Origin of the sequence: Bacteroides sp. AF32-8BH (genome assembly GCF_003435205.1) — a bacterium.
GTDB classification, from domain to species: Bacteria; Bacteroidota; Bacteroidia; order Bacteroidales; family Bacteroidaceae; genus Bacteroides; species Bacteroides ovatus.
The window spans coordinates 45,987-66,131 of the sequence record NZ_QVLZ01000018.1 but is presented as its reverse complement, the minus strand read 5'-3'; the positions used below and the strand labels follow the sequence as shown (position 1 = coordinate 66,131).

Here is a 20,145-nt window from a genome sequence, read left to right as displayed (position 1 = left end):
GATAGAAAATATTGCATTCGGATCTGTTAAAGAAACAAAAGTGATAAAAGAGTTGTTCTCTCTATGCAGTATTTCTATCTTTGCTGCATTTATAAGGTAAACACGTGTATAAGAGAATGGAAGAAATAGAGTTGTCGGAACAATGTAGGCTGGGTAATAACCGGGCCCGCAAGGAACTGTATGAACAGTATGCGGGGCGTATGCTTGGCATCTGTCTACGCTATACCGGCGACCGGGATACAGCCCAGGATCTGCTTCACGACGGTTTTTTAAAGATATTCGATTCGTTCGATAAGTTCACCTGGAGGGGTGAAGGCTCTTTGCGAGCCTGGATGGAACGGGTGATGGTCAACACAGCTTTACAGTATCTTCGGAAAAATGATGTGATTAATCAGTCGACACCTTTGGAAGAGTTGCCCGAAGAATATGAAGAGCCGGATGCTTCCGATGTAGAAGCGATACCACAAAATGTGTTGATGCAGTTTATTGAAGAATTACCCGCCGGCTATCGTACTGTGTTCAATCTTTATACATTTGAAGACAAATCGCATAAAGAAATCGCACAGGTATTAGGTATCAATGAAAAATCTTCAGCTTCGCAACTGTTTCGTGCGAAGAGTGTATTAGCAAAAAGAGTAAAAGAATGGATAATGCATAATGGATAGATAGAGATGGAAGAGAAAGAATTGTGGATGAATAAGTTGAAGGAGAAGCTTGCGGATTATTCCGAACCGGCGCCTGCTTCCGGTTGGGAACAACTGGAGAAAGAACTTATGCCTCCTGTGGAGAAGAAAATATATCCTTATCGAAAATGGATGATGGCTGCTGCAGCTATTATAATATTAGCTGTCGTTTCGTCAGTAAGTCTGTATTTTCTAGGGACACCCGCTGCGGATGAAATACGTCATATACAAACTCCGGCATTGGCTTCCACGCCCGATGCATTGCCGGGTGTGCAACAACCGGATATGCAGGGAACTGCTGTGGAACCTGTCTTACGGCCGGTAACTCGCAAAGATCGTTTGGCGAAAGTCGACAGGAATCATACGGAGCAGAAAACAGGTGTAGATCCATTAGGGATCGGTAATGAAAATAAACTTTCAACAGGAAATGGAGAAGACTCTTTGAGTGAGGAAGATAAGAATGTAAAAGGAAATGGAGAAACTGAAAATGTAAAAGATGAACCGAAGCAGGCAGAAAATACAGATGTCAGTCAGGGACAGTCACAGGATACAGAGCGATCGAATAACAGACCGCGTCGTCCTTCCGGTAAAGACAAACTTCATATTCCGACAGAAAAAAGATCTTCTCAAAAGGGAACATGGTCAATGGGACTTTCGGTAGGAAATTCAGGAGGTGCTTCAACAGAAGTAGGTGCCGGATCTCATGCTTATATGTCACGTGTGAGTATGCTTTCAGTTTCCAACGGTCTGATGGAGACGATTCCTAATGACCAAACATTGGTTTTCGAAGATGGAGTACCTTACCTGCGTCAGGCAAAACAGGTGGTTGACATTAAACATCATCAGCCTATTTCTTTCGGATTGTCCGTTCGTAAAGGTTTAGCTAAAGGATTCTCTCTTGAGACAGGACTGACTTATACGCTGCTTTCTTCGGATGCAAAACTGGCAGGTGAAGAACAACAGATAGAGCAGAAACTGCATTATATCGGTATTCCGTTGCGTGCCAACTGGAACTTCCTGGATAAGAAACTCGTCACTCTTTATGTTTCCGGTGGAGGTATGGTTGAGAAATGTGTTTATGGAAAGCTAGGATCTGAAAAAGAAACAGTGAAGCCTTTGCAGTTCTCGGTATCCGGTGGTGTAGGTGCGCAGATCAATGCAACGAAACGTTTGGGTATTTACGTGGAACCGGGTGTTGCTTATTATTTCAATGATGGCTCCGATATACAGACTATACGTAAAGAGAATCCGTTTAACTTCAACATACAAGCAGGTGTTCGTCTGACTTATTAGTACGAACTACCTCACTAAATATAGTAACGCCATCCGGTTCGGATACCGTCACTATCCTGATTGGATAGCGTCATTATCCTGACCGGATGGCGTTACTATTTGCTATTTACTATCTTTTTCTTCAGAAAAGTCGGATAATTGAGAAAATATTAATAATATTGTCACCTGTTTATGACCTATGGCTGCATACCTTTGTTGCAAAATTCTAAGATATGGTAGATTCTACAGATGAAAAACATTTATTAATCGACTTAAAAGGCGGTTCCTTTCAGGCATTCGAAAGATTGTATAATATGTATAGTGGCAAACTGTACAATTTCATTATGCGACTCTCTTCCGGCAATCAATATATGGCCGAAGAAGTGGTGCAAGCCACTTTTATTCGTATATGGGAAGTGCATGAAAAAGTAGACCCGGCTTCCTCGTTTATCTCTTTTCTCTGTACGATTGCCAAAAACTTATTGATGAATATGTATCAGCGTCAGACCGTAGAGTATGTTTACAATGAATATCTCATGAAAAGTAGCGTAGACCGTGATTCACAGACAGAAGAGAATATTGATCTGCGCTTTTTGAATGAGTATATCGATTCTCTTGCCGAAGAACTGCCTGCGCAACGGAAGAAAATATTCATTTTGAGCAAAAGGCAGAATTACACAAATAAAGAAATAGCCGAAATCATGGGAATTTCCGAAAGTACGGTTGCTACCCAATTATCTTTGGCTGTGAAATTTATGCGTGAACAGTTGATGAAGCATTATGATAAGGTAATTACCCTTTTGTTGGCCTTTTTTGTTAATGAAATGTAATAGTAATACTTGTTTTTGGATGGGAAGTAGGATGAAAATGTATACTTGTAAATAAGTGGAAAGATGGATAAGACACATTATAAAGAGCTAATTGAAAAATATTTCGAAGAAACGATCACGGATGTCGAGATAAAAGAACTGTCAGACTGGATAAAGAATGACCGTCAGTTGCATGACTGGTGGGAACAAGAGTTTGAGAGATCGGATTCCTCCATGAACCCAGTGTTGCGTGATAAACTTTTTGCCCGGATCAAAGAAGAGACTTTGGGCAAGGAAGTGCGCCCCCTCCGTATCATCCCTTGGAAATGGGTTGCTGCCATTTTATTACCTGTCTGTGTCGCTTTCTTCACTTACTATCTTTTAGATTCTTCTCCAACGGCAGAAACACCCTTTATTGTGAAAGCGGGCAAAGGAGATAAAGCAACCATTGAATTGCCGGACGGAACAAATGTTGTTCTCAATTCAGCTTCCCAATTAAGTTACCTGAATAACTTCGGAGAAAAAGTTCGTCGCGTGCAACTGAATGGTGAAGCCTATTTTAAAGTAGCCCATGATGAGAAACACGCCTTTATTGTGCAAATCGGTGATTTGGAAGTGAAAGTACTCGGTACTTCTTTTAATGTATCTGCCTATGAAGATGCCAAAGACGTGACAGTCGTTCTTTTGGAAGGAAAAGTAGGGGTCTATGCGCAGAAAATATCGCATATCATGAAGCCCGGCGACAAAATAGAATATAATAAAGCCACTCATAAGATAACAGCCACTCAAGTGCATCCGACTGACTATATTGAGTGGACGAAAGGAAATATGTACTTTGAGAAAGAATCTTTGGAAAATATCATGAAAACTCTTTCACGTATTTATGACGTAGAGATTCGTTTCGACTCCAATAAACTACCTAATGAATATTTCACCGGAACCATTCCGGGAGGCGGCATACAGAATGCGCTGAATATTCTGATGCTAACTTCACCTTTCTATTATGAAATGGACGGTTCGGTGATAGTTTTGAAAGAGAAATTGTAGAAAAAATAATGAATAGAGCCATTCCGAAGCCCACTACTTAGGAATGGCTTTTTTGTTCTCTGAATTGAATAAGTTAACGAGAGTTAAAGTCTGATAGGCGATTGGACGAGTGAGTATAGTAGTCTGTATACCTATCAAACAACTTAAAAGTTTTGATATATGAAGCACAAAACAACCTTTGAAAAACTCCCTCAAACAAACGTGGGGAGAAGTAAGAACTGGAAAACACTGCGGGCTATTTGTCTGCTTTTGTTTTTAAGCGTCTCTTTTACCGCTTATTCTCAAATAACGGTGAATGTGAAAGACATCTCTTTGAGAGCCTCTTTAAAGAAAATCGAGCAAGTAAGCAATTACAAATTCTTCTACAATGAGAGCCTTCCGGAGTTAAACCAAAAAGTTTCGTTAAATGTGAAAGATGCAACGATTGAACAAACCATGCAACAACTTTTGGGTAAAATGGAGTTAACCTACAAGAAAGAGCAAGAGAATGTCATTGTATTGATTCGTAAACCACAAGAAAAGCAGCGTAATATAAAGGTTTCGGGAACCGTAGTTGATTCGCATGGAGAGCCTATTATCGGTGCTAGTGTTGTGGTCAAGGGTACATCTAATGGAACAATAACCGATTTAGATGGTAATTTTTCCATCAATGATGTCTCTGAAACATCTCAACTAACAGTTTCCTACATCGGATATAAACCCGTTCAACTTCGTGCTACCGATAAAAATATGGCGAAAGTTGTTCTGCAGGAAGATAGTAAGATGATTGAAGAAGTCGTAGTCGTTGGCTATACTCCTATGCGTAAGAGTGATTTTACAGGTTCTTTGGCAAGTGTTAAGGCTAGTGAATTATCTCTTTCAGCAGCAACTGCCGGACAAGCTTTAGTAGGTAAAGTCGCTGGTGTACAGGTGATGCAGACAAGTGGTGCGCCGGGAGAAGGAGTGAAGATTAAAGTTCGTGGAACGAACTCTCTTTCAGCTAGTACAACACCTCTCTATGTGATTGATGGATATCCGGCTTCAGAAGATGTATATATCAATCCCGAGGATATCGAAACTATTGACGTATTGAAAGACGCAGCTTCGGCAGCCATTTATGGTTCTCGCGGTGCCAGTGGCGTGGTACTTATCACCACAAAGAGGGGGAATTCAGGAAAAGCCCGTATTGATTATGACTATCAGTTTAGTATGCAACAAGTAGAGCGTAAGATTAAGTTGCTGGATGCCTATCAATACAGGGATTTGGTGATTGAAGCCCGTAATAATTCTTATCGTGATAAAGCAGAAGCTGCTGGAAAATCATGGAACCCATTGGATGATAATGCAATAAGAGCTTCAAAAGGTTTTAACTTGAATGAAGTGGGCATTTCTGATTTGTTTTTTGATTTCACAACCGGAAAACCGGTCGATCCTACTTACAATACAGATTGGCAGGACGCCATCTATGGGAATGCTCCGATGCATCGTCATAATCTATCTGTTACAGGAGGACAGGATTTCTTGAAATATCGTTTTAGTTTGGGTTATCTGGATCAGGATGGAATTATAGCTCCTTCCGGACATAAGCGTTTGAATGTTCGTGCCAATGTAGATGCAGAAGTCACGAAACGCTTGAAAGTTGGAGTAAACTTTTCTTTTGTTGATGTTTCGGAACGACAGGTTCAAGCAGACGGTCGTTATATAAATGATGGTGTCGTACAAAGTGCTCTATTAATGTTTCCTCAATTCCCTGTATATAATTCGGATGGAACTTATGCAGTCGGAAATCAGATTGCGATGAAAGCTGATGGCTATCAGATGGTCGAGAATCCCGTGGCACTTGCTCATGAAATTGATATCCGCAACAAGTCAAGCCGAATGAATTTCAATGCTAATATCACTTATGATATATTGAAACAGCTTCAGTTTAAAGCCAATTTGGGAACTCAATATTATACTTCCCGTTATAATTACTATCGTCCGCGTACTGTAGGACAAGATGGTGATATGCCCAATTCGGATGCTGTTCAGGCACGTGTGAAAGCTCGTGACATAACAAATCGTGATATTGACCGTTTGGGAGAGTTTACGTTAAATTATAATGGTGAATTCGGGAAACATCGCCTGAATGCTTTAGTGGGCTACACCTTACAGAAAAAAACTTATGACCGCGTAGCCGTTGAAGCAACAGGTTTTCCCGACGACCGTATTCATGAAGTGACAGCGCATGGTCCGAATGCTTCCGATATAGGCTTGTATAGCAGCGATACCCGAAAGGCTGCATGGACAATGATGTCTTATCTGGCACGTGTAAACTATTCATTCGATAATCGCTATGTAGTGACGGGTACAGTAAGAACTGACGGATCTTCACGTTTTGGAAAAGAAAACCGTTGGGGTTGGTTTCCTTCTATTTCTTTAGGTTGGACTATATCGAATGAAAAGTTTTATCAGGATTTGTTAGGTAATAATTCATCCTTAAAACTTCGTGCCAGTTGGGGATTGAGTGGAAACAACAATATTGGTAACTACGAGCATACAGCTACTATGTCTCAAGGTGGTTACGTATATGGTAATACTGTCGAAACAGCCTATTGGCAAGGAACTTTCAAAGATGCGGCTATCGGATGGGAAAAAACATCCCAATACAATGTAGGGTTTGATTTGGGATTATTCAATGGTCGTGTCAACTTGATAGGTAACTATTATAATAGTCTTTCGTATGATTTGTTGTACGACCAGCCTATATCATCCATATCGGGCTCTTCCAGTGTAAAAACAAACTTGAAAAATGCAAAAGTACGTAATAGCGGAGTTGATTTCCAAATAGACGGGCGTATTTTGACAGGAGATTTTAAATGGAATGTAAGTGCTAATATATCAGTAAATCGAAATAAAGTTGTCGATTTGGGTGGTATTAATGATTTGTATTTAGTTAGTGAGCGCAATGTGGTAAGCCATGTGACCCGTTCCGGGCTTCCTATCGGCTCTTTCTATGGCTACATTGCTGATGGTATTATTTCCGAGAAGGATTACACCAATATAATGATTGATAAAAGCAATCTGGTTAATGGCAAATTTCCTGACGGATATCAGTTGATAGGACCGGCAGTTCCTAATTATAATAACATACATCCGGGAGATGTGAAATGGCGGGATGTTGATAAGAATGGTTTGATTACAGAAAACGACCGTGAAATTCTAGGCAATGCTTACCCGGATTTTACATACGGTATCAGTACCGATTTCTCTTATAAGAACTTTGATTTGAGAGCGACATTTACCGGTTCTCAAGGAGCTGAAGTAATAAACTTCCAGAAATATTATCTGTATAATATGGAAGGTTCCGGCAATCAGTTAGCATCTGTCTTGAACCGTTGGCATTCTGACGAAAATCCGGGTTCCGGCGGAGTGTTTCGTGCAGCGCGTAGTTCCACTCCTAATACCAGTCAGCGGCTTAGTTCTTATATGGTGGATGATGCTTCCTATTTCCGTTGTGCAAATATCACATTGGGGTATAATTTTCCGGTGAAGTGGATGCAGAAAGTGAGCGTTCAGGCGTTGAGGCTATATGTCAGTGTAGACAATCTATTTACTTTGACTGATTATGAAGGATATAATCCTGAAGTGGATTATAAAGGAGACAACCTGTTACCCGGCTTCGATTGGGGAGTTTATCCTTTGGCGCGTACATATAGTATAGGAGCAAAAATAACTTTTTAAATAAATAAAGAATCAGATTATGAAAAAATACATAACATTTGTCGCAGTAAGTTCACTATTGTTTTGCAGTAGTTGTACGAGTTTTCTGGAAGAAACCAATCCTAATAAGATTCCAGCCAGTAACTTCTATCAGACCGAAGATGACATTGCAATGGCTGCGAATGGTGCGTATGCAGCTTTGAGAGGAAACGGGTATTATAAGAATATGTATTTATACACAGATGTTCGTTCGGAAAACACCACGTTGCAGGACCCGGGAGCAGGAAATGGGGTTAATTATCAATTTTATAACTATACATTGACAACAGATAATGCACAAGTGAAAACTCATTGGGCAGATTTGTATAAATGCGTGACAAGAGCTAATATTATATTAGATCAGATAGATGATATTCCTTTTAAGGATGAAGTTGTGAAAAACAAGAAAAAGGCAGAGATGTATTTTTTGCGTGGATTGACTTATTTTCATCTTGTAATGCAGTTTGGAGATGTCCCTATTGTAACCAAAGAGCTAAAGACAAAAGATGAAATTCAGAAATATACAGCCCGCCAGCCAAAGAGCGAAGTCTATAATTTGATTATTTCCGATTTGACACAGGTTATTAATAGTGAATTGCCGGATATTCAAACGGGTAATGGAGTAGGCCGTGCTTCAAAAGCTGCTGCGTATGCTTTATTAGGCAAAGTTTACTTGACAATGGCTGCTGATTCTGATTTTCAGTCGGAAAGAACTTCAAATTTGCAATCTGCGAAAACAAATTTAGTTGCAGCATGGAATATGAAACCTTTTACAAGTCTGAAAGATATCCCTTATGCTGATGTTTTTGATAAGGAAGCTCAAACATTCTGTCAAGAGAATATTTTTCAGGTGATGTATAAAGGAGGCAACTCCAGTTTAGCCTCAAATTACGCCTATATATTTCAACCCACTTCCCAGACGGGGCTTACTTCGCAGAAAACTGGAACTGGAAATAATATACCGACTGTTGATATGATGAATGCCTATGAATCGGGAGATACGCGTAAGGCTATCTCGTGTGGTACGTCACAGAACGTTAATTATGTGAAGAAGTACACAGATCTTGATGACATAAATGGCTATGGGGCGAATAACTGGATTGTGCTTCGTTATGCCGATGTCGCATTAATGCTGGCAGAAGTGAAAATGCATTTGAGCGAGAATGATGCGGTAAGCTATTTGAACATGGTACGCGAACGTGCTGGTCTGGATGATTATTCCGGCAGTAGTTTGCGCGATGCGATCCTTCGTGAGAGAAGAGTCGAGTTTGCTTTTGAAGGACAATATTGGTATGATTTGTTACGTCTTTATTCTCGTCAGGAACTGTTGGAGCACATGAAAGCGAAGAATCCAAATTTCTCTGCGAAAGATTTTTTGTTGCCTATCCCGTATGATGAACATAAACTGGATCCGACAAGAATGTATCAAAATGAAGGATATAACTAAAAATAAAATAGTATGATAAGAAAAATCTCAAATATCATTTATATATCAGTATTAGCAGTCGTTTTATTTGCTTGTGGGGATGATAGTACGATTGAAGAACAGGGGAGTGGAACGATTACTGCTAGAGTTATGGCAAGTAATGCCTATCCGGCATTAGAAGAGAAAGTTGTTCTGAAGGTAGCTCTTAATGATGGGCAAGACATCCAATCTGTGGTTTGGACGATGGAAGGGCAGACATTGGGTGAAGAACCTGAATTGGAATATACGTTTACGAAAGAAGGAAGTTATAATATTTCGGTTAGGGTGACAGATAAGACTGGCAATGTAGCGGCGGCTCTGCAGAAATTACAAGTATCCGGCAAGAGTTTACGTTATGCTTTGCAACACTTTGACCCTGCAAAAGTTTGGATAATGGGGCATCGTGGCAATTCTTCCAACCCGAATATTCCCGAAAATTCGATAGCTGGAATTGAAAGTTGTATAGAATTAGGGGGAGCTGTAGATATTGTAGAAGTAGATCCTCGCATGACAAAGGATGGAGTAATTGTGTTGATGCATGATGAAACCATAGACAGGACAACTACAGGGAAGGGGAAAGTGAAAGATTTGACTTATGAGCAGCTCCAGTCTTATCGTCTGAAGCTGGCAGACGGCACAGTAACCAATCACACGGTCCCCTCTTTGTATGACGCATTGGTTGCAGGGCGGGGAAAGATCTTTTTTGATTTGGACTTCTTGAATAAAGTGTCTCCTAAAGAACTGTATGATGTTGTGAAAAGCTGTGGGATGTTAGACCGTGTGTTCTTTTATACATCTAATAATCGGGATGTCTTGCAGAATATTTTGGATTATTCGCCGGCTCCTATACCTTATCCGCAGTGTGAAAACGAGGAGCATGCAGATTTCCTTTCACAGCAACCAGGAGTGATGTTTGCCCAGATATCTTTGTCGAAAACATTAAATGGCGGGCTCTCGACAGCCATATCTTCAAAAGGGCTGTTTGTCTCGACTAATATGTTAGATATGAATGGTTATACCTATGATACACAGATGACACAAGGAAACTATACAGGAGTGGACTTGATTTTGTCGAAGGGGATTAATCTGATACAGACAGACCATCCCCAGTTGCTGGATACCTATCTGAAACAGAGAGGTAAAAGATAATTGGTTTTAATCTTAAATAATGAATAGAATGATTATGAAGAAATATATATTCCTGATAGTGACAGTCGTTTGTCTATTTGCATGTAAGGACGGCGATGAAGTGCGGCAGACAACCTCCCCGGAGGCTTCTTTTTCTATAGATAAAGAAGAATATACGGTCGGTGATATCGTTTATCTGACTGATGAATCAGTAAAGACGGAAGGAGAGATAGTAGAGTACTTCTGGCATTTTGGATTTGAGGGGGAAGGGAATAGGGCTACTACTAAAGATGCGTCCGTTTTGTATAAGAAAGCTGGGACCTATGTTATTAAATTAACCGTGACAGATGAATTCGGAGGATATGCAACTGCATCCCATACTGTTGTGATTCGTCCGACGAATATGCCTCCGGTTACAGACTTCAGCTATAGCCCTGCCATTTGTAAAGTGAATGAGAAAGTTCAATTTACCGATAAGTCTGTGGATGAGGATGGAGAAGTAGTTGCTTACGAGTGGGACTTTGGCAATGGACAGACCTCTCAAGAAAAAGACCCGGAAATAACTTTCACGACAACTGGATTTGTAACAGTAAAGCTGACAACTACTGATGATCGTGGAGCTACTAATACAAAACAAGCTACTCTGTACGTTCGTGACACCTCCATATCCGGAGTGACGATTCTTTGGGACAAGACGTTTGAGACATCTTCTTCTTTACGATCCATATCCCCTGCTGTAGGTGACAACGGGGATGTATATGTGTCATCCAATGCACTCCACCTTTTTGCTTATTCGCCGTCTGGAGAGCAAAAATGGATGTTTGATTTAAGTAAGGACGGAGGAGCTGGAGATCAAGGTTCGTCTCCTATGGTAGGTGCGGACGGAACTATTTATATGGGTGCGAGTACAACAGACAAAAACATAAGCAGCAGTCTGTATGCTATTCATCCGGATGGGACACAGAAGTGGAGATACGAACTAGGTATTGGTACTAATATTCCCTATATTTCTCCTGCTTTGTCTCGTGATGGTAATATCTTGATTGGAAATAGAGGGACGGATGGTTCTGTACATATGGTTGACCGTAGTTCCGGCAGACAACTTTGGAGACGCAAATCTCCCAATGGTGGTGCTAATGGTGGTATATCGGTTGGACAGAATGGAGTTATCCATTCAGCCTTGTCGGGAGCGAACGGATTTGCCCGTACTACGCAAGATGGTGTGAACTTGTCTCCTAATCTAGGGAAAGGAAATACGGCTGCTGCTGTATATCCCGCTATTGATGCGCAAGGAAATGTATATGTGGCATTTTCAGAGGGAGTGGTTGCTGCTTATGATAACCAGGGTAATGAGCTATGGAGATATCCGGCGAGTGGTACTATGGGCAAGATTGACCAGGGAGGACCGGCTATCGGTGCTGACGGAACCATCTATGTGGGTACAAAGAATCCGAATGCCCAAGTTATTGCCCTGACTAAAGGAGGAGCAAAAAAATGGAGTTATTCCTCTGTCGCTGAAATAGGAACAACACCGGCTATAGACAGTGACGGAAATATTCACATCTGTGATGATGGCGGTAACTATATAATATTGAATGCTGATGGTACGGAGAAATATAAGAGACAATTAGGTTCTAAAATTTGGTCGTCACCAGTCATTGCTGACTATGGTATTGTGTATGTCACGTATGAGGATAATGGTGCCTGCAAATTGATAGCTATTGATTGTGGTATTGAAGGGCCTGCAAATTCACCATGGGCACAGCGCGGACAGAATGCAAAAAGAAATGCTTTACAAAAATAAAAAGATATGCTTAGAAAGATAAATATATTAATAGCTTTAACCCTTCTGATAATAGGAGGGTTAGAGGCACAGAATCATTCGGATAAAATAATTGCGAATCTACAGAAGCCTGCAAGTAATTCAGTTTTAGTTGTTTCTCATCGAGCTGACTGGCGTAATGCTCCGGAGAACTCCCTGCAGGCTATCCAGAATTGTATTGATATGGGGGTAGATGTAATTGAAATCGATCTGAAGAAAACCAAGGATGGACATCTGATTTTGATGCATGACAAGAAAATTGATCGTACTACAACAGGAAAAGGTTATCCGGCAGACTATACATTGGAAGAATTACGTCAGTTCCGTTTGAAAAGTGGTACAGGGCATAAAACAGCTCATTTGATACCGACATTGGAAGAAGTAATGTCATTATGTAAAGGTAAGATCCTTGTTAATATTGATAAAGGCTATGATTACTTCAAAGATGTATATGCTGTTTTGAAAGAAACAGGAACTGTTCAGCAATGTATTATTAAAGCCGGACTTCCTTATGAACAAGTCAAGGCTGAAAACGGTGATGTATTGGATAAGGTAATCTTCATGCCTATTGTACAACTTCATAAAGACGGGGCGGAAGCTGTCATTGATAGTTATCAGACACATATGAAACCTGCTGCTTATGAATTAGTGTTTGATAGTGACAGTCCGGAGATTCTTAATTTGATAAAGAAAGTACGTAATACAGGCTCTAATCTTTTTATAAATTCGCTTTGGCCCGAACTATGTGGCGGGCATGACGACGACCGTGCAGTAGAACTTCATCAGCCGGATGAAAGTTGGGGGTGGATAATTGGCCAGGGAGCCAAGCTAATTCAAACAGACCGCCCAGCTCTATTATTAGAGTATCTACGCGAAAAGAAACTTCACGACTAAACGCACTTTCTTCATGTTGAAACAACTAATCAATTTTTACAAGGTCTCTTCGCCGAGACCTTGTAACGGAGAAGCTTTGTCTTCATCCGATGCTCGCCGTCTGAAGTTTCTGAAATGGTCTACTTTCCTTTCTGCGACTTTTGGTTACGGTATGTATTATGTGTGCCGTCTTAGCCTGAATGTCGTAAAGAAACCTATTGTAGATGAAGGCATTTTTTCGGAAACAGAGTTAGGCATCATAGGTTCCGTATTGTTTTTCACCTATGCCATCGGAAAATTCACGAACGGTTTCCTTGCCGACCGTAGTAATATCAACCGTTTTATGACTACCGGTTTATTGATAACTGCTTTGGTTAACCTCTGTCTCGGTTTTACTAATTCTTTTATCCTGTTCGCTATCCTTTGGGGGATTAGCGGCTGGTTTCAATCTATGGGAGCAGCCTCTTGTGTAGTAGGGCTTTCTCGTTGGTTCACGGACAAAGAGCGCGGTTCATACTATGGCTTTTGGTCTGCGAGCCATAATATCGGCGAAGCGTTGACTTTTCTGATAATAGCCTCAATTGTCAGTGTGTTGGGCTGGCGGTATGGTTTCTTCGGAGCCGGTATAGTGGGATTGATAGGAGCGTTGATCGTCTGGAAGTTCTTCCATGATACTCCCGAAAGCATGGGATTTCCTTCGGTGAATGTTCCCAAACAGAAAAAGGAAATGAGTGAGACAGAAACGGCTGATTTTAATAAAGCACAGCGTCAGGTATTGCTGATGCCTGCCATTTGGATACTGGCTCTTTCGAGTGCTTTTATGTATATCAGTCGTTATGCTATCAATAGTTGGGGCGTTTTTTATTTGGAAGCTCAAAAGGGGTACTCTACATTGGATGCCAGTTTTATCATTTCTATTTGTCCGGTCTGTGGTATAATCGGTACTATGTTTTCAGGTGTTATTTCTGATAAGTTATTTGGTGGACGTCGTAATGTCCCTGCGTTAATTTTCGGATTGATGAACGTGTTTGCTCTTTGTTTGTTTCTCTTAGTTCCGGGAGCTCATTTTTGGATAGACGTGTTGGCAATGGTTCTTTTCGGTTTAGGTATCGGAGTTTTGATCTGTTTTCTGGGTGGTTTGATGGCAGTGGATATTGCTCCCCGTAATGCTTCGGGTGCTGCATTGGGAGTAGTCGGTATTGCCAGCTACATCGGAGCCGGATTGCAAGACGTGATGAGCGGTATACTGATAGAAGGGCAAAAAACGGTTCAGAATGGAGTAGATGTTTATGACTTCACCTATATCAATTGGTTTTGGATTGGTGCAGCTTTGCTTTCTGTGTTGTTTGCTTTGCTGGTATGGAATGCAAAATCAAAAGAAGTGGATTAAAGTGAGTACATTAGGTTAGAATATAAGTCTTTGTTTTCGAGGTATTAGACACCATTCCGGGAAGTAAGTAATGATTGCTTATCTTTCTGGAATGGCTTTTTTATAATCAATTAAATAGAAAGTTTTATGGAAAATTCATTGAATGATGAATTATTGTGTTCATTGAAAGATGAACTTCGTGAAGTAACCGCACAAATCAATGTGCATAGTGAAAAATTAATGGATCTGTTCGACCAAAAAAAAGAATCGTCAGTCAACTGACTCGAGAGATGTCGCATCTCACGCCTGTCATCATCGAGTATCGGGGAAATCCGAAGCAATATGTCTCTGTTGTGCTCGATGCCATCAATCTGGGTAGGTTGACGTATGACGGAGTAGCAAATTGCGAACAGACTTTTCGTGCGTTAGCAAGCGTTGTAGATGTGATAAGCCCTAAGAATGGGAAAACGCTTAGTGTAGAGACGCTGGTGTCTTATGAGAAGAAAAAGCGTGCTGGAGAATTTGAGGAAAAATAATATAAAATAAAAAGACGATTGTTGTATAGTTGAACAACAATTCGTATATTTGCAGTATGGAAAAGAAACGTAAGATCCGTACATACGGAGGTTACTTTGAGGCTTTCATGGAGACTTTAACCGAAAAGGAACAAGATAAAATCCAGTATGGACTACTCTTGTTGAAAACACAAGAAAGACTCTCCACTAAATTTGTAAAATTTGTTCAGGACGGAGTTTTTGAACTTCGTACAGAATATAATGGTAATATATACCGGGTATTTTTCATTTTTGATGATGGAAATATTGTAGTGTTGTTTAATGGCTTTCAAAAGAAGTCGCAAAAAACACCGGGTAGTGAAATAGATAAAGCATTAAAAATAAAGGAGGAATATTATGCAGATAAACAATCATCAAATAGTAGATTATGACGCTGTTCTTGATGCGAAATTTGGAGCAGAAGGTACTCCCGAACGTGCGGAAGCAGAAGAAAAAGCGTATGCTTTCTACACCGGGCAAATTATCGAAGACGCAAGGAAAAAGGCTAAGATTACTCAAGCAGAATTAGCCCGGCGTATCGGTTCCGATCGTTCTTATATTTCAAGAGTGGAAAGTGGTCAGACAGAACCTAAGGTTTCTACTTTCTATCGCATCATGAATGCGTTAGGTTGTAGGATCGAATTTTCGATGTCTTTATAAGAAGCGAATCTTTTTTATCCATAATTGCGAATATCGGAATATAATTTTGAAAATTGGAATTATATTCTTATTTTTGTTGCATGATAAGTGAGTAACTAATGAGAATATTTACAGAACAAGCGTTAAGAGAATATGCAGAGGAGCATCCCGATTCAAAAGTTGCTTTGCAAGAATGGGTTACTATAGTAAAGAAAAGTGAATGGGCTTGTTTCGCTGATATAAAGAAGACCTTTAATAGTGCCAGTGTAGGTAACCAGCATTATGTTTTCAATGTTAAAGGGAATAATTATCGCTTGGTAGTAGTGGTGAAGTTCACTGTAAAGTTTGTATATATTCGCTTTATTGGTACTCATAAAGAATATGATAAAATAGATTGTGCTAATATTTGAAAATATGACAAAGATAGAAAACCAAAACCAGTATGAATGGGCTGTAAAGAGAGTGGAGGATCTTCTTCCGTTAGTGAAGGATGATACTCCTTTGAATGATCCTAACAGCATCGAGTTGGAACTTCTTTCTAATCTTGTTGCCGATTATTCAGAGGAACACTTTTCTTTGGGAGAACCTTCGCTTGTGGATGTTCTGAAGCTTCGTATGTACGAAATGGGGCTCAATCAGAAATCACTGTCACAACTGATAGGAGTTAGTCCTTCGCGTCTTAGTGACTACATTTCCGGAAAATGTGAGCCGACATTGAAAGTGGCTCGTGAAATAAGTAAAAAGCTGAATATTGATGCTAGTATTGTGCTAGGAGTATAACTTCGATTCAGATTAAAAAAAACATGGTGGGAAATTTGAAAAAGATAACTGTCTTTTTCAAATTTCCCACCGTTTTTTTGAGGAAGAAAAAGGAAAAGGTGAGGGTAAATTTCTAACATTCGTATTTTTTTTTAGAAGAAAATAGAAGAATAGAAATAAGAAATATAAAAATGAAAAGTTGCAAAAGTACCCTCACCAACCCTCACCTTTTTGCGTGCGAAGGAGATGAAATCTTATTCATATAGCCTGTTTGATTTCACCTGTTCCGTATCAATAATGAATACAGTGTATCTTCTCCCGTTTTTTCCCTTATGAAATTCGAAGCCGTGTTTGGACATCACTTTTCCTAGTTGGGCTTTGGTTCCGTGAGAATATTGATACCCCGTCCGTTCGCGAATCAATTCCGCAATTTCAGTGACCGTCAGATAATGCACCTTTTCGAAACGTTCCGGTTTGCGGATATGTGTCAACACCAGTTCTTCTTCCGGTGAGTGGAAAATGAAATCCTCGTTGTTCTCTTCAATCCGTGAGTTTTCCGACTGGGTGAACCAATACTGATACCCCGGCTTGTTGAGCAGATACTTGATTTGTGCATACAACTGCGCATAGTTTATTTTGATAAATTCTATCGAGTTGACATGAAAGCAGAGAAAACGGCGGTTACCTGTGGTGTCGTGAAGCACTTCCTGATAATTGCATGTGCCGGCAAAAGAAGCCGTGTGAGGGAAGTTCTGTGAACGCCGCGCGTATGGCAGGCGGATGCTGATTACTTTGCGGGTAACCAAATCCTTGAAGATATTCAGTTCCCGTCCGTTCATCCCTTCAAACTCATCCAGATTGATAAGCATCGCCTGCGCTATTTTGGCCAGATCATCCTTGTTGTTCGGGTTGATAAGACCGGTAGAAAGATAGGCGCGCAATTCGGGCGGCAGCAGGTTGTTGATAAACGTAGTCTTTCCGATGTTCTGTATTTCGCTGCAAAGCAACAAAACAGTGTGGTTCACCACATCGTCTTGCGTGGCGGCAGCGCACATTCCCACCAGATAACGTTCCAGACATTCTACCCAAAATTTCTGGTGACTAGTATGCACGCTGTTGGCAAGGATACCGATATAATCCGTTCCGTCCCATTCAGGCAGCGAGTCTAAATACTCGCGAATAGGATGGTAGGTGCTGCTGAAGTCGGAGTAGATCAGATTCTGAATCGTTTTGACGGTGCACGAATAGCCTAGTTCGTTCATCTCCATCCAAATGCTGTTTTCCATCATTTCGTCGAGAATATGGAAAGGTTCCGGTTGCTCCGTGTCCGTTTTCCTTCTGCGATATTCCATGATATGAAGCACTTCGTTGTAGCGTGTATCGTAATTTTCTTTGATATGTTGCTCAATCTGTAATATTCGCTTCTGCGTACTATTCAGCTTGCGGGTGTCGAATTCCTCGTTGTGTCCGTAAGCACTCCCGATCAGTGCGTCCATTTCATCCGCGGGAAGATCGGTGAACTGGCTCTTGATAAAAGCTGCCGCCTCTTCCTGGGGGACGCCGTAGCGATTGTACATACAAGCCAGGCAATGCAGGTAGTTGTTCCGGTTGCCGGTGACGTACTTTTCGGATTTATTGTGATAATAGTTCAGAGTCACCATTAAGGAAGCGTGCGAGGAATGGTAGTTGAGGGCCACTTGTTCGGTGAGGGGATTGTTGTCTGGTGCTGTCGTCTTTTTCTTTTTGCCGGATGCCCTTTTCTTCTTTTGAGACTTGAAGAACATCGGTGGCTGTTCCACGATGACAGCTGTGGCATCGGGATTGAAATAAATATCCGGATCGTAAGAGAACAGGCAAGTGCGGCTGACATCCTGCCCGGAAGTGTCGACCTCAACTCCGCAGAGCTGGGCATAAAAGGAAGCGATTTTGTGATAAGCAGCATGATGGAAATCTTCAATTTCCTGAATTGTTTCGGGCAATGTCCCGTCTGTCCGGCATACACGTACCACGATTTTCAGTCCCATTCCTTTGGGGCTGATGAAAGCGATGCGGGTGTGGGCACACTTTTTTGCCAGTGCGAGGATGCGTGCCAATGCTTCCTGTGTCTGATGGTCGATGTCTATCACGATGTATCCCAGATACTTGACGAGAGTTGCGTTTGAACGTCCTCCCCGGTAGTTGGCTGAAAAGGTGATTTCCGGTAGTTCTATTTTCTTTTCGTTGGCTGCTTTCTCGCCTTGTTCCGCGAAGATTCGGCGCACGTCCTCCACTGTTTCCCGGTATGTGCCGTTGCTGATGGCCGATACGATTTCTTCTTCTGTCATTTCGGCTATGACGCGGTAAAAGTCTTGAAAGATGGTAAAATGATCCATGTTGGTTTGTTCTTTTTAATTTGCGGTTGCAAAGAAATTTGTTTGTAAAATAATAGAATGGAACTTTTCGTTTTTTTGATTAAGTTCTTAGGGTTCTCCCAAATAGCGTATGATCGTTGCCACCTGCCGGGGAGAGAGAAGGCGGTTGCGGGCACGATAGCCTTCTTGTTCGAGTTCTTGCAGGAGCGGAAGGTTGTAGACAATCCAACGACGTAGTATTTGTAAGGCTACTTTGAGGCATACGTTGGGGTTGTAAAGATGAGCTAGTTCCGACTTTTTATAAGTGCGGATAAGAAATGGCTGGTCCGGATAATACATGATGAATGATGTTTGGTTTATGCTATAAAGTTACTGAAAATTAATGGTTTATTAAAAGAATAACGTCATTATTATTCATAGAGTATCAGGAAACTTCGTTGGGGAATCCGGAGGATGAAAAATGTGTTATCTTTATGTCGTTAACAAATAAGGAACGCGTTCGAAATGTGTGAAATCTTAAAATTATTTTATTATGGCAATGACAGTAACTTATTCAGTAGTGCCGCGCAAGAATCCTGCCAAAAAGGATGAGTCGGCAAAGTATTACGCGCAGGCACAGGCTTCGGGAGAGTTGGATTTTGAAGAGTTGTGCGAGGGAATCACCAGTCGGTCTACCTGTACGGAGACAGATGTGCGTGCCGCCATTTCGGGCATTCTTTATGAGGCGAAGCGTGCGTTGAAAGCGGGAAGAATAGTCCGGCTGGGTGATTTGGGCAGTTTGCAGATCGGGTTGAACAGTGAAGGAGCTGTGTCGGTCAAGGAGTTTTCAAGTTCGCTGATTACGGCTGCCCATATTATTTTCCGTCCCGGAAAGACGTTGGCGGACATCACGAAGATTCTTAGCTACCAACAAGTAACGACGCGTGCGGTGGCTCAAACGGGCGGTAGCGGCAATGAAGGAGAAGACGATGACAAAGGTTCCGGTGGTGGTTCAGACGGTGGTGGAAGCGGAGAAGCTCCGGATCCGGCAGCATGATAACTTTAATATTGGATCAAATGAAAGAAATTGTAACTAAGATTTTGGATGTAATTATGTTCCTTGTGCCTTTCTTCGGAAAAAGAAAGCGGAACAGAATTGTGAGAGAGGTGCGCTTCAATGCTACCCATAAGGAAGTGTGTAATGTGAAAACGACGGAAAGGGAGAAGGACGATGAGAAAGATTAGTCTGATTGTGATTCACTGCTCTGCTACTCGTGCTGATCGCGACTTCACGGCGAAGGATGTGGACACTGCCCATCGCTTTCGGGGCTTTTCGTGTTGGGGGTATCATTACTACATTCGCAAGTCGGGACAGATAGAGCCGATGAGGGATGAAGATACGGTGGGTGCTCATGCACGCGGTTTTAATGCGATTAGTTTAGGGGTGTGCTATGAAGGCGGACTGGATGAGGACGGAAAGGCAGCGGATACGCGTACTTCCCGCCAGAAAGAATCTTTGCATCGCCTGGTGCGCGAACTGTTGCAGCGTTATCCGGATGCAAAGGTGGTCGGTCATCGGGACTTGAGTCCTGACACCAATTATAATGGAATTGTTGACCCTTGGGAGCGGATCAAAGAGTGTCCCTGTTTCGAGGTGAAAGCAGAGACATGGTGA

Annotated in this window: 21 protein-coding genes; 19 read left to right on the top strand and 2 right to left on the bottom strand. The window is 41.4% G+C overall.

The genetic code is table 11. The features are described 5' to 3' along the window. The first annotated feature begins 116 nt into the window (after positions 1–116). From DWZ47_RS14360 to DWZ47_RS14290, 16 genes are all read left to right on the top strand, one after another. Positions 117–665 (top strand): RNA polymerase sigma factor, encoded by a 549-nt coding sequence (locus DWZ47_RS14360; RefSeq protein WP_004305819.1) that lies wholly within the window; start codon positions 117–119, stop codon positions 663–665. A gap of 6 nt (positions 666–671) precedes the next feature. Further along, the gene (locus DWZ47_RS14355) at positions 672–1,976 is read left to right on the top strand and encodes an outer membrane beta-barrel protein (protein WP_117513575.1); all 1,305 of its coding nucleotides are present in this window, start codon (positions 672–674) and stop codon (positions 1,974–1,976) included. Positions 1,977–2,188: 212 nt separating this feature from the next. Further along, positions 2,189–2,785 carry an RNA polymerase sigma-70 factor gene (locus DWZ47_RS14350; protein WP_004302285.1) on the top strand — a complete coding sequence of 199 codons (597 nt, stop codon included), beginning with the start codon at positions 2,189–2,191 and terminating at the stop codon, positions 2,783–2,785. Between the two features lie 63 nt (positions 2,786–2,848). Next, positions 2,849–3,811 carry a FecR family protein gene (locus DWZ47_RS14345; protein WP_004305821.1) on the top strand — a complete coding sequence of 321 codons (963 nt, stop codon included), beginning with the start codon at positions 2,849–2,851 and terminating at the stop codon, positions 3,809–3,811. 159 nt (positions 3,812–3,970) lie between these two features. Then, on the top strand, positions 3,971–7,513 hold the full coding sequence (locus DWZ47_RS14340) for a TonB-dependent receptor (protein WP_117513573.1): 3,543 nt from the start codon (positions 3,971–3,973) through the stop codon (positions 7,511–7,513). Positions 7,514–7,532: 19 nt separating this feature from the next. Further along, a complete protein-coding gene (locus tag DWZ47_RS14335) occupies positions 7,533–8,978 on the top strand; it encodes a RagB/SusD family nutrient uptake outer membrane protein (protein WP_061448494.1) in 1,446 nt (481 codons plus the stop codon). Between the two features lie 12 nt (positions 8,979–8,990). Continuing rightward, positions 8,991–10,145, top strand: coding sequence for a glycerophosphodiester phosphodiesterase family protein (locus tag DWZ47_RS14330; protein WP_004302290.1), 1,155 nt, complete (start codon positions 8,991–8,993; stop codon positions 10,143–10,145). Between the two features lie 28 nt (positions 10,146–10,173). After that, positions 10,174–11,928, top strand: coding sequence for a PQQ-binding-like beta-propeller repeat protein (locus tag DWZ47_RS14325; protein WP_310592526.1), 1,755 nt, complete (start codon positions 10,174–10,176; stop codon positions 11,926–11,928). A gap of 6 nt (positions 11,929–11,934) precedes the next feature. Beyond that, a complete protein-coding gene (locus tag DWZ47_RS14320; RefSeq protein ID WP_004302292.1) occupies positions 11,935–12,840 on the top strand; it encodes a glycerophosphodiester phosphodiesterase family protein in 906 nt (301 codons plus the stop codon). Between the two features lie 13 nt (positions 12,841–12,853). Continuing rightward, on the top strand, positions 12,854–14,209 hold the full coding sequence (locus DWZ47_RS14315; RefSeq protein WP_004302293.1) for an MFS transporter: 1,356 nt from the start codon (positions 12,854–12,856) through the stop codon (positions 14,207–14,209). Between the two features lie 126 nt (positions 14,210–14,335). Beyond that, complete coding sequence (locus DWZ47_RS31265; RefSeq protein ID WP_255421420.1) at positions 14,336–14,470, top strand: hypothetical protein; 135 nt, start codon at positions 14,336–14,338, stop codon at positions 14,468–14,470. Between the two features lie 8 nt (positions 14,471–14,478). Then, positions 14,479–14,724: a hypothetical protein gene (locus DWZ47_RS14310; protein WP_004315521.1), complete on the top strand. Its 246-nt coding sequence runs from the start codon at positions 14,479–14,481 to the stop codon at positions 14,722–14,724. 56 nt (positions 14,725–14,780) lie between these two features. After that, the gene (locus DWZ47_RS14305) at positions 14,781–15,134 is read left to right on the top strand and encodes a type II toxin-antitoxin system RelE/ParE family toxin (protein WP_004302296.1); all 354 of its coding nucleotides are present in this window, start codon (positions 14,781–14,783) and stop codon (positions 15,132–15,134) included. After that, positions 15,100–15,402 (top strand): helix-turn-helix domain-containing protein, encoded by a 303-nt coding sequence (locus tag DWZ47_RS14300; RefSeq protein ID WP_004302297.1) that lies wholly within the window; start codon positions 15,100–15,102, stop codon positions 15,400–15,402. The genes DWZ47_RS14305 and DWZ47_RS14300 overlap by 35 nt, the downstream gene beginning before the upstream one ends. Positions 15,403–15,500: 98 nt before the next feature. Further along, the gene (locus tag DWZ47_RS14295; protein WP_117513569.1) at positions 15,501–15,791 is read left to right on the top strand and encodes a type II toxin-antitoxin system HigB family toxin; all 291 of its coding nucleotides are present in this window, start codon (positions 15,501–15,503) and stop codon (positions 15,789–15,791) included. 4 nt (positions 15,792–15,795) lie between these two features. Beyond that, entirely contained in the window at positions 15,796–16,161 is a 366-nt protein-coding gene (locus DWZ47_RS14290) for a type II toxin-antitoxin system HigA family antitoxin (protein WP_004319691.1), read from the top strand. A 233-nt stretch (positions 16,162–16,394) separates the two neighbouring features. Here the strand turns inward: DWZ47_RS14290 and DWZ47_RS14285 are convergent, their stop codons facing one another. After that, positions 16,395–18,512 (bottom strand): BT4734/BF3469 family protein, encoded by a 2,118-nt coding sequence (locus DWZ47_RS14285; protein WP_199488157.1) that lies wholly within the window; start codon positions 18,510–18,512, stop codon positions 16,395–16,397. Between the two features lie 87 nt (positions 18,513–18,599). Continuing rightward, positions 18,600–18,830, bottom strand: coding sequence for a DUF4248 domain-containing protein (locus DWZ47_RS14280; protein ID WP_004302304.1), 231 nt, complete (start codon positions 18,828–18,830; stop codon positions 18,600–18,602). 193 nt (positions 18,831–19,023) lie between these two features. Between DWZ47_RS14280 and DWZ47_RS14275 the strand changes: the two genes are divergently transcribed. Genes DWZ47_RS14275 through DWZ47_RS14265 form a run of 3 tightly spaced genes read left to right on the top strand, consistent with a single transcriptional unit; the run spans position 19,024 to position 20,145 of the window. After that, complete coding sequence (locus tag DWZ47_RS14275; protein WP_004305836.1) at positions 19,024–19,527, top strand: HU family DNA-binding protein; 504 nt, start codon at positions 19,024–19,026, stop codon at positions 19,525–19,527. After that, complete coding sequence (locus tag DWZ47_RS14270) at positions 19,524–19,715, top strand: hypothetical protein (protein WP_004302306.1); 192 nt, start codon at positions 19,524–19,526, stop codon at positions 19,713–19,715. Before DWZ47_RS14275 ends, DWZ47_RS14270 begins: the two co-directional genes overlap by 4 nt. Further along, positions 19,702–20,145, top strand: a complete 444-nt coding sequence (locus tag DWZ47_RS14265) for an N-acetylmuramoyl-L-alanine amidase (RefSeq protein ID WP_004325436.1) — start codon at positions 19,702–19,704, stop codon at positions 20,143–20,145. The genes DWZ47_RS14270 and DWZ47_RS14265 overlap by 14 nt, the downstream gene beginning before the upstream one ends.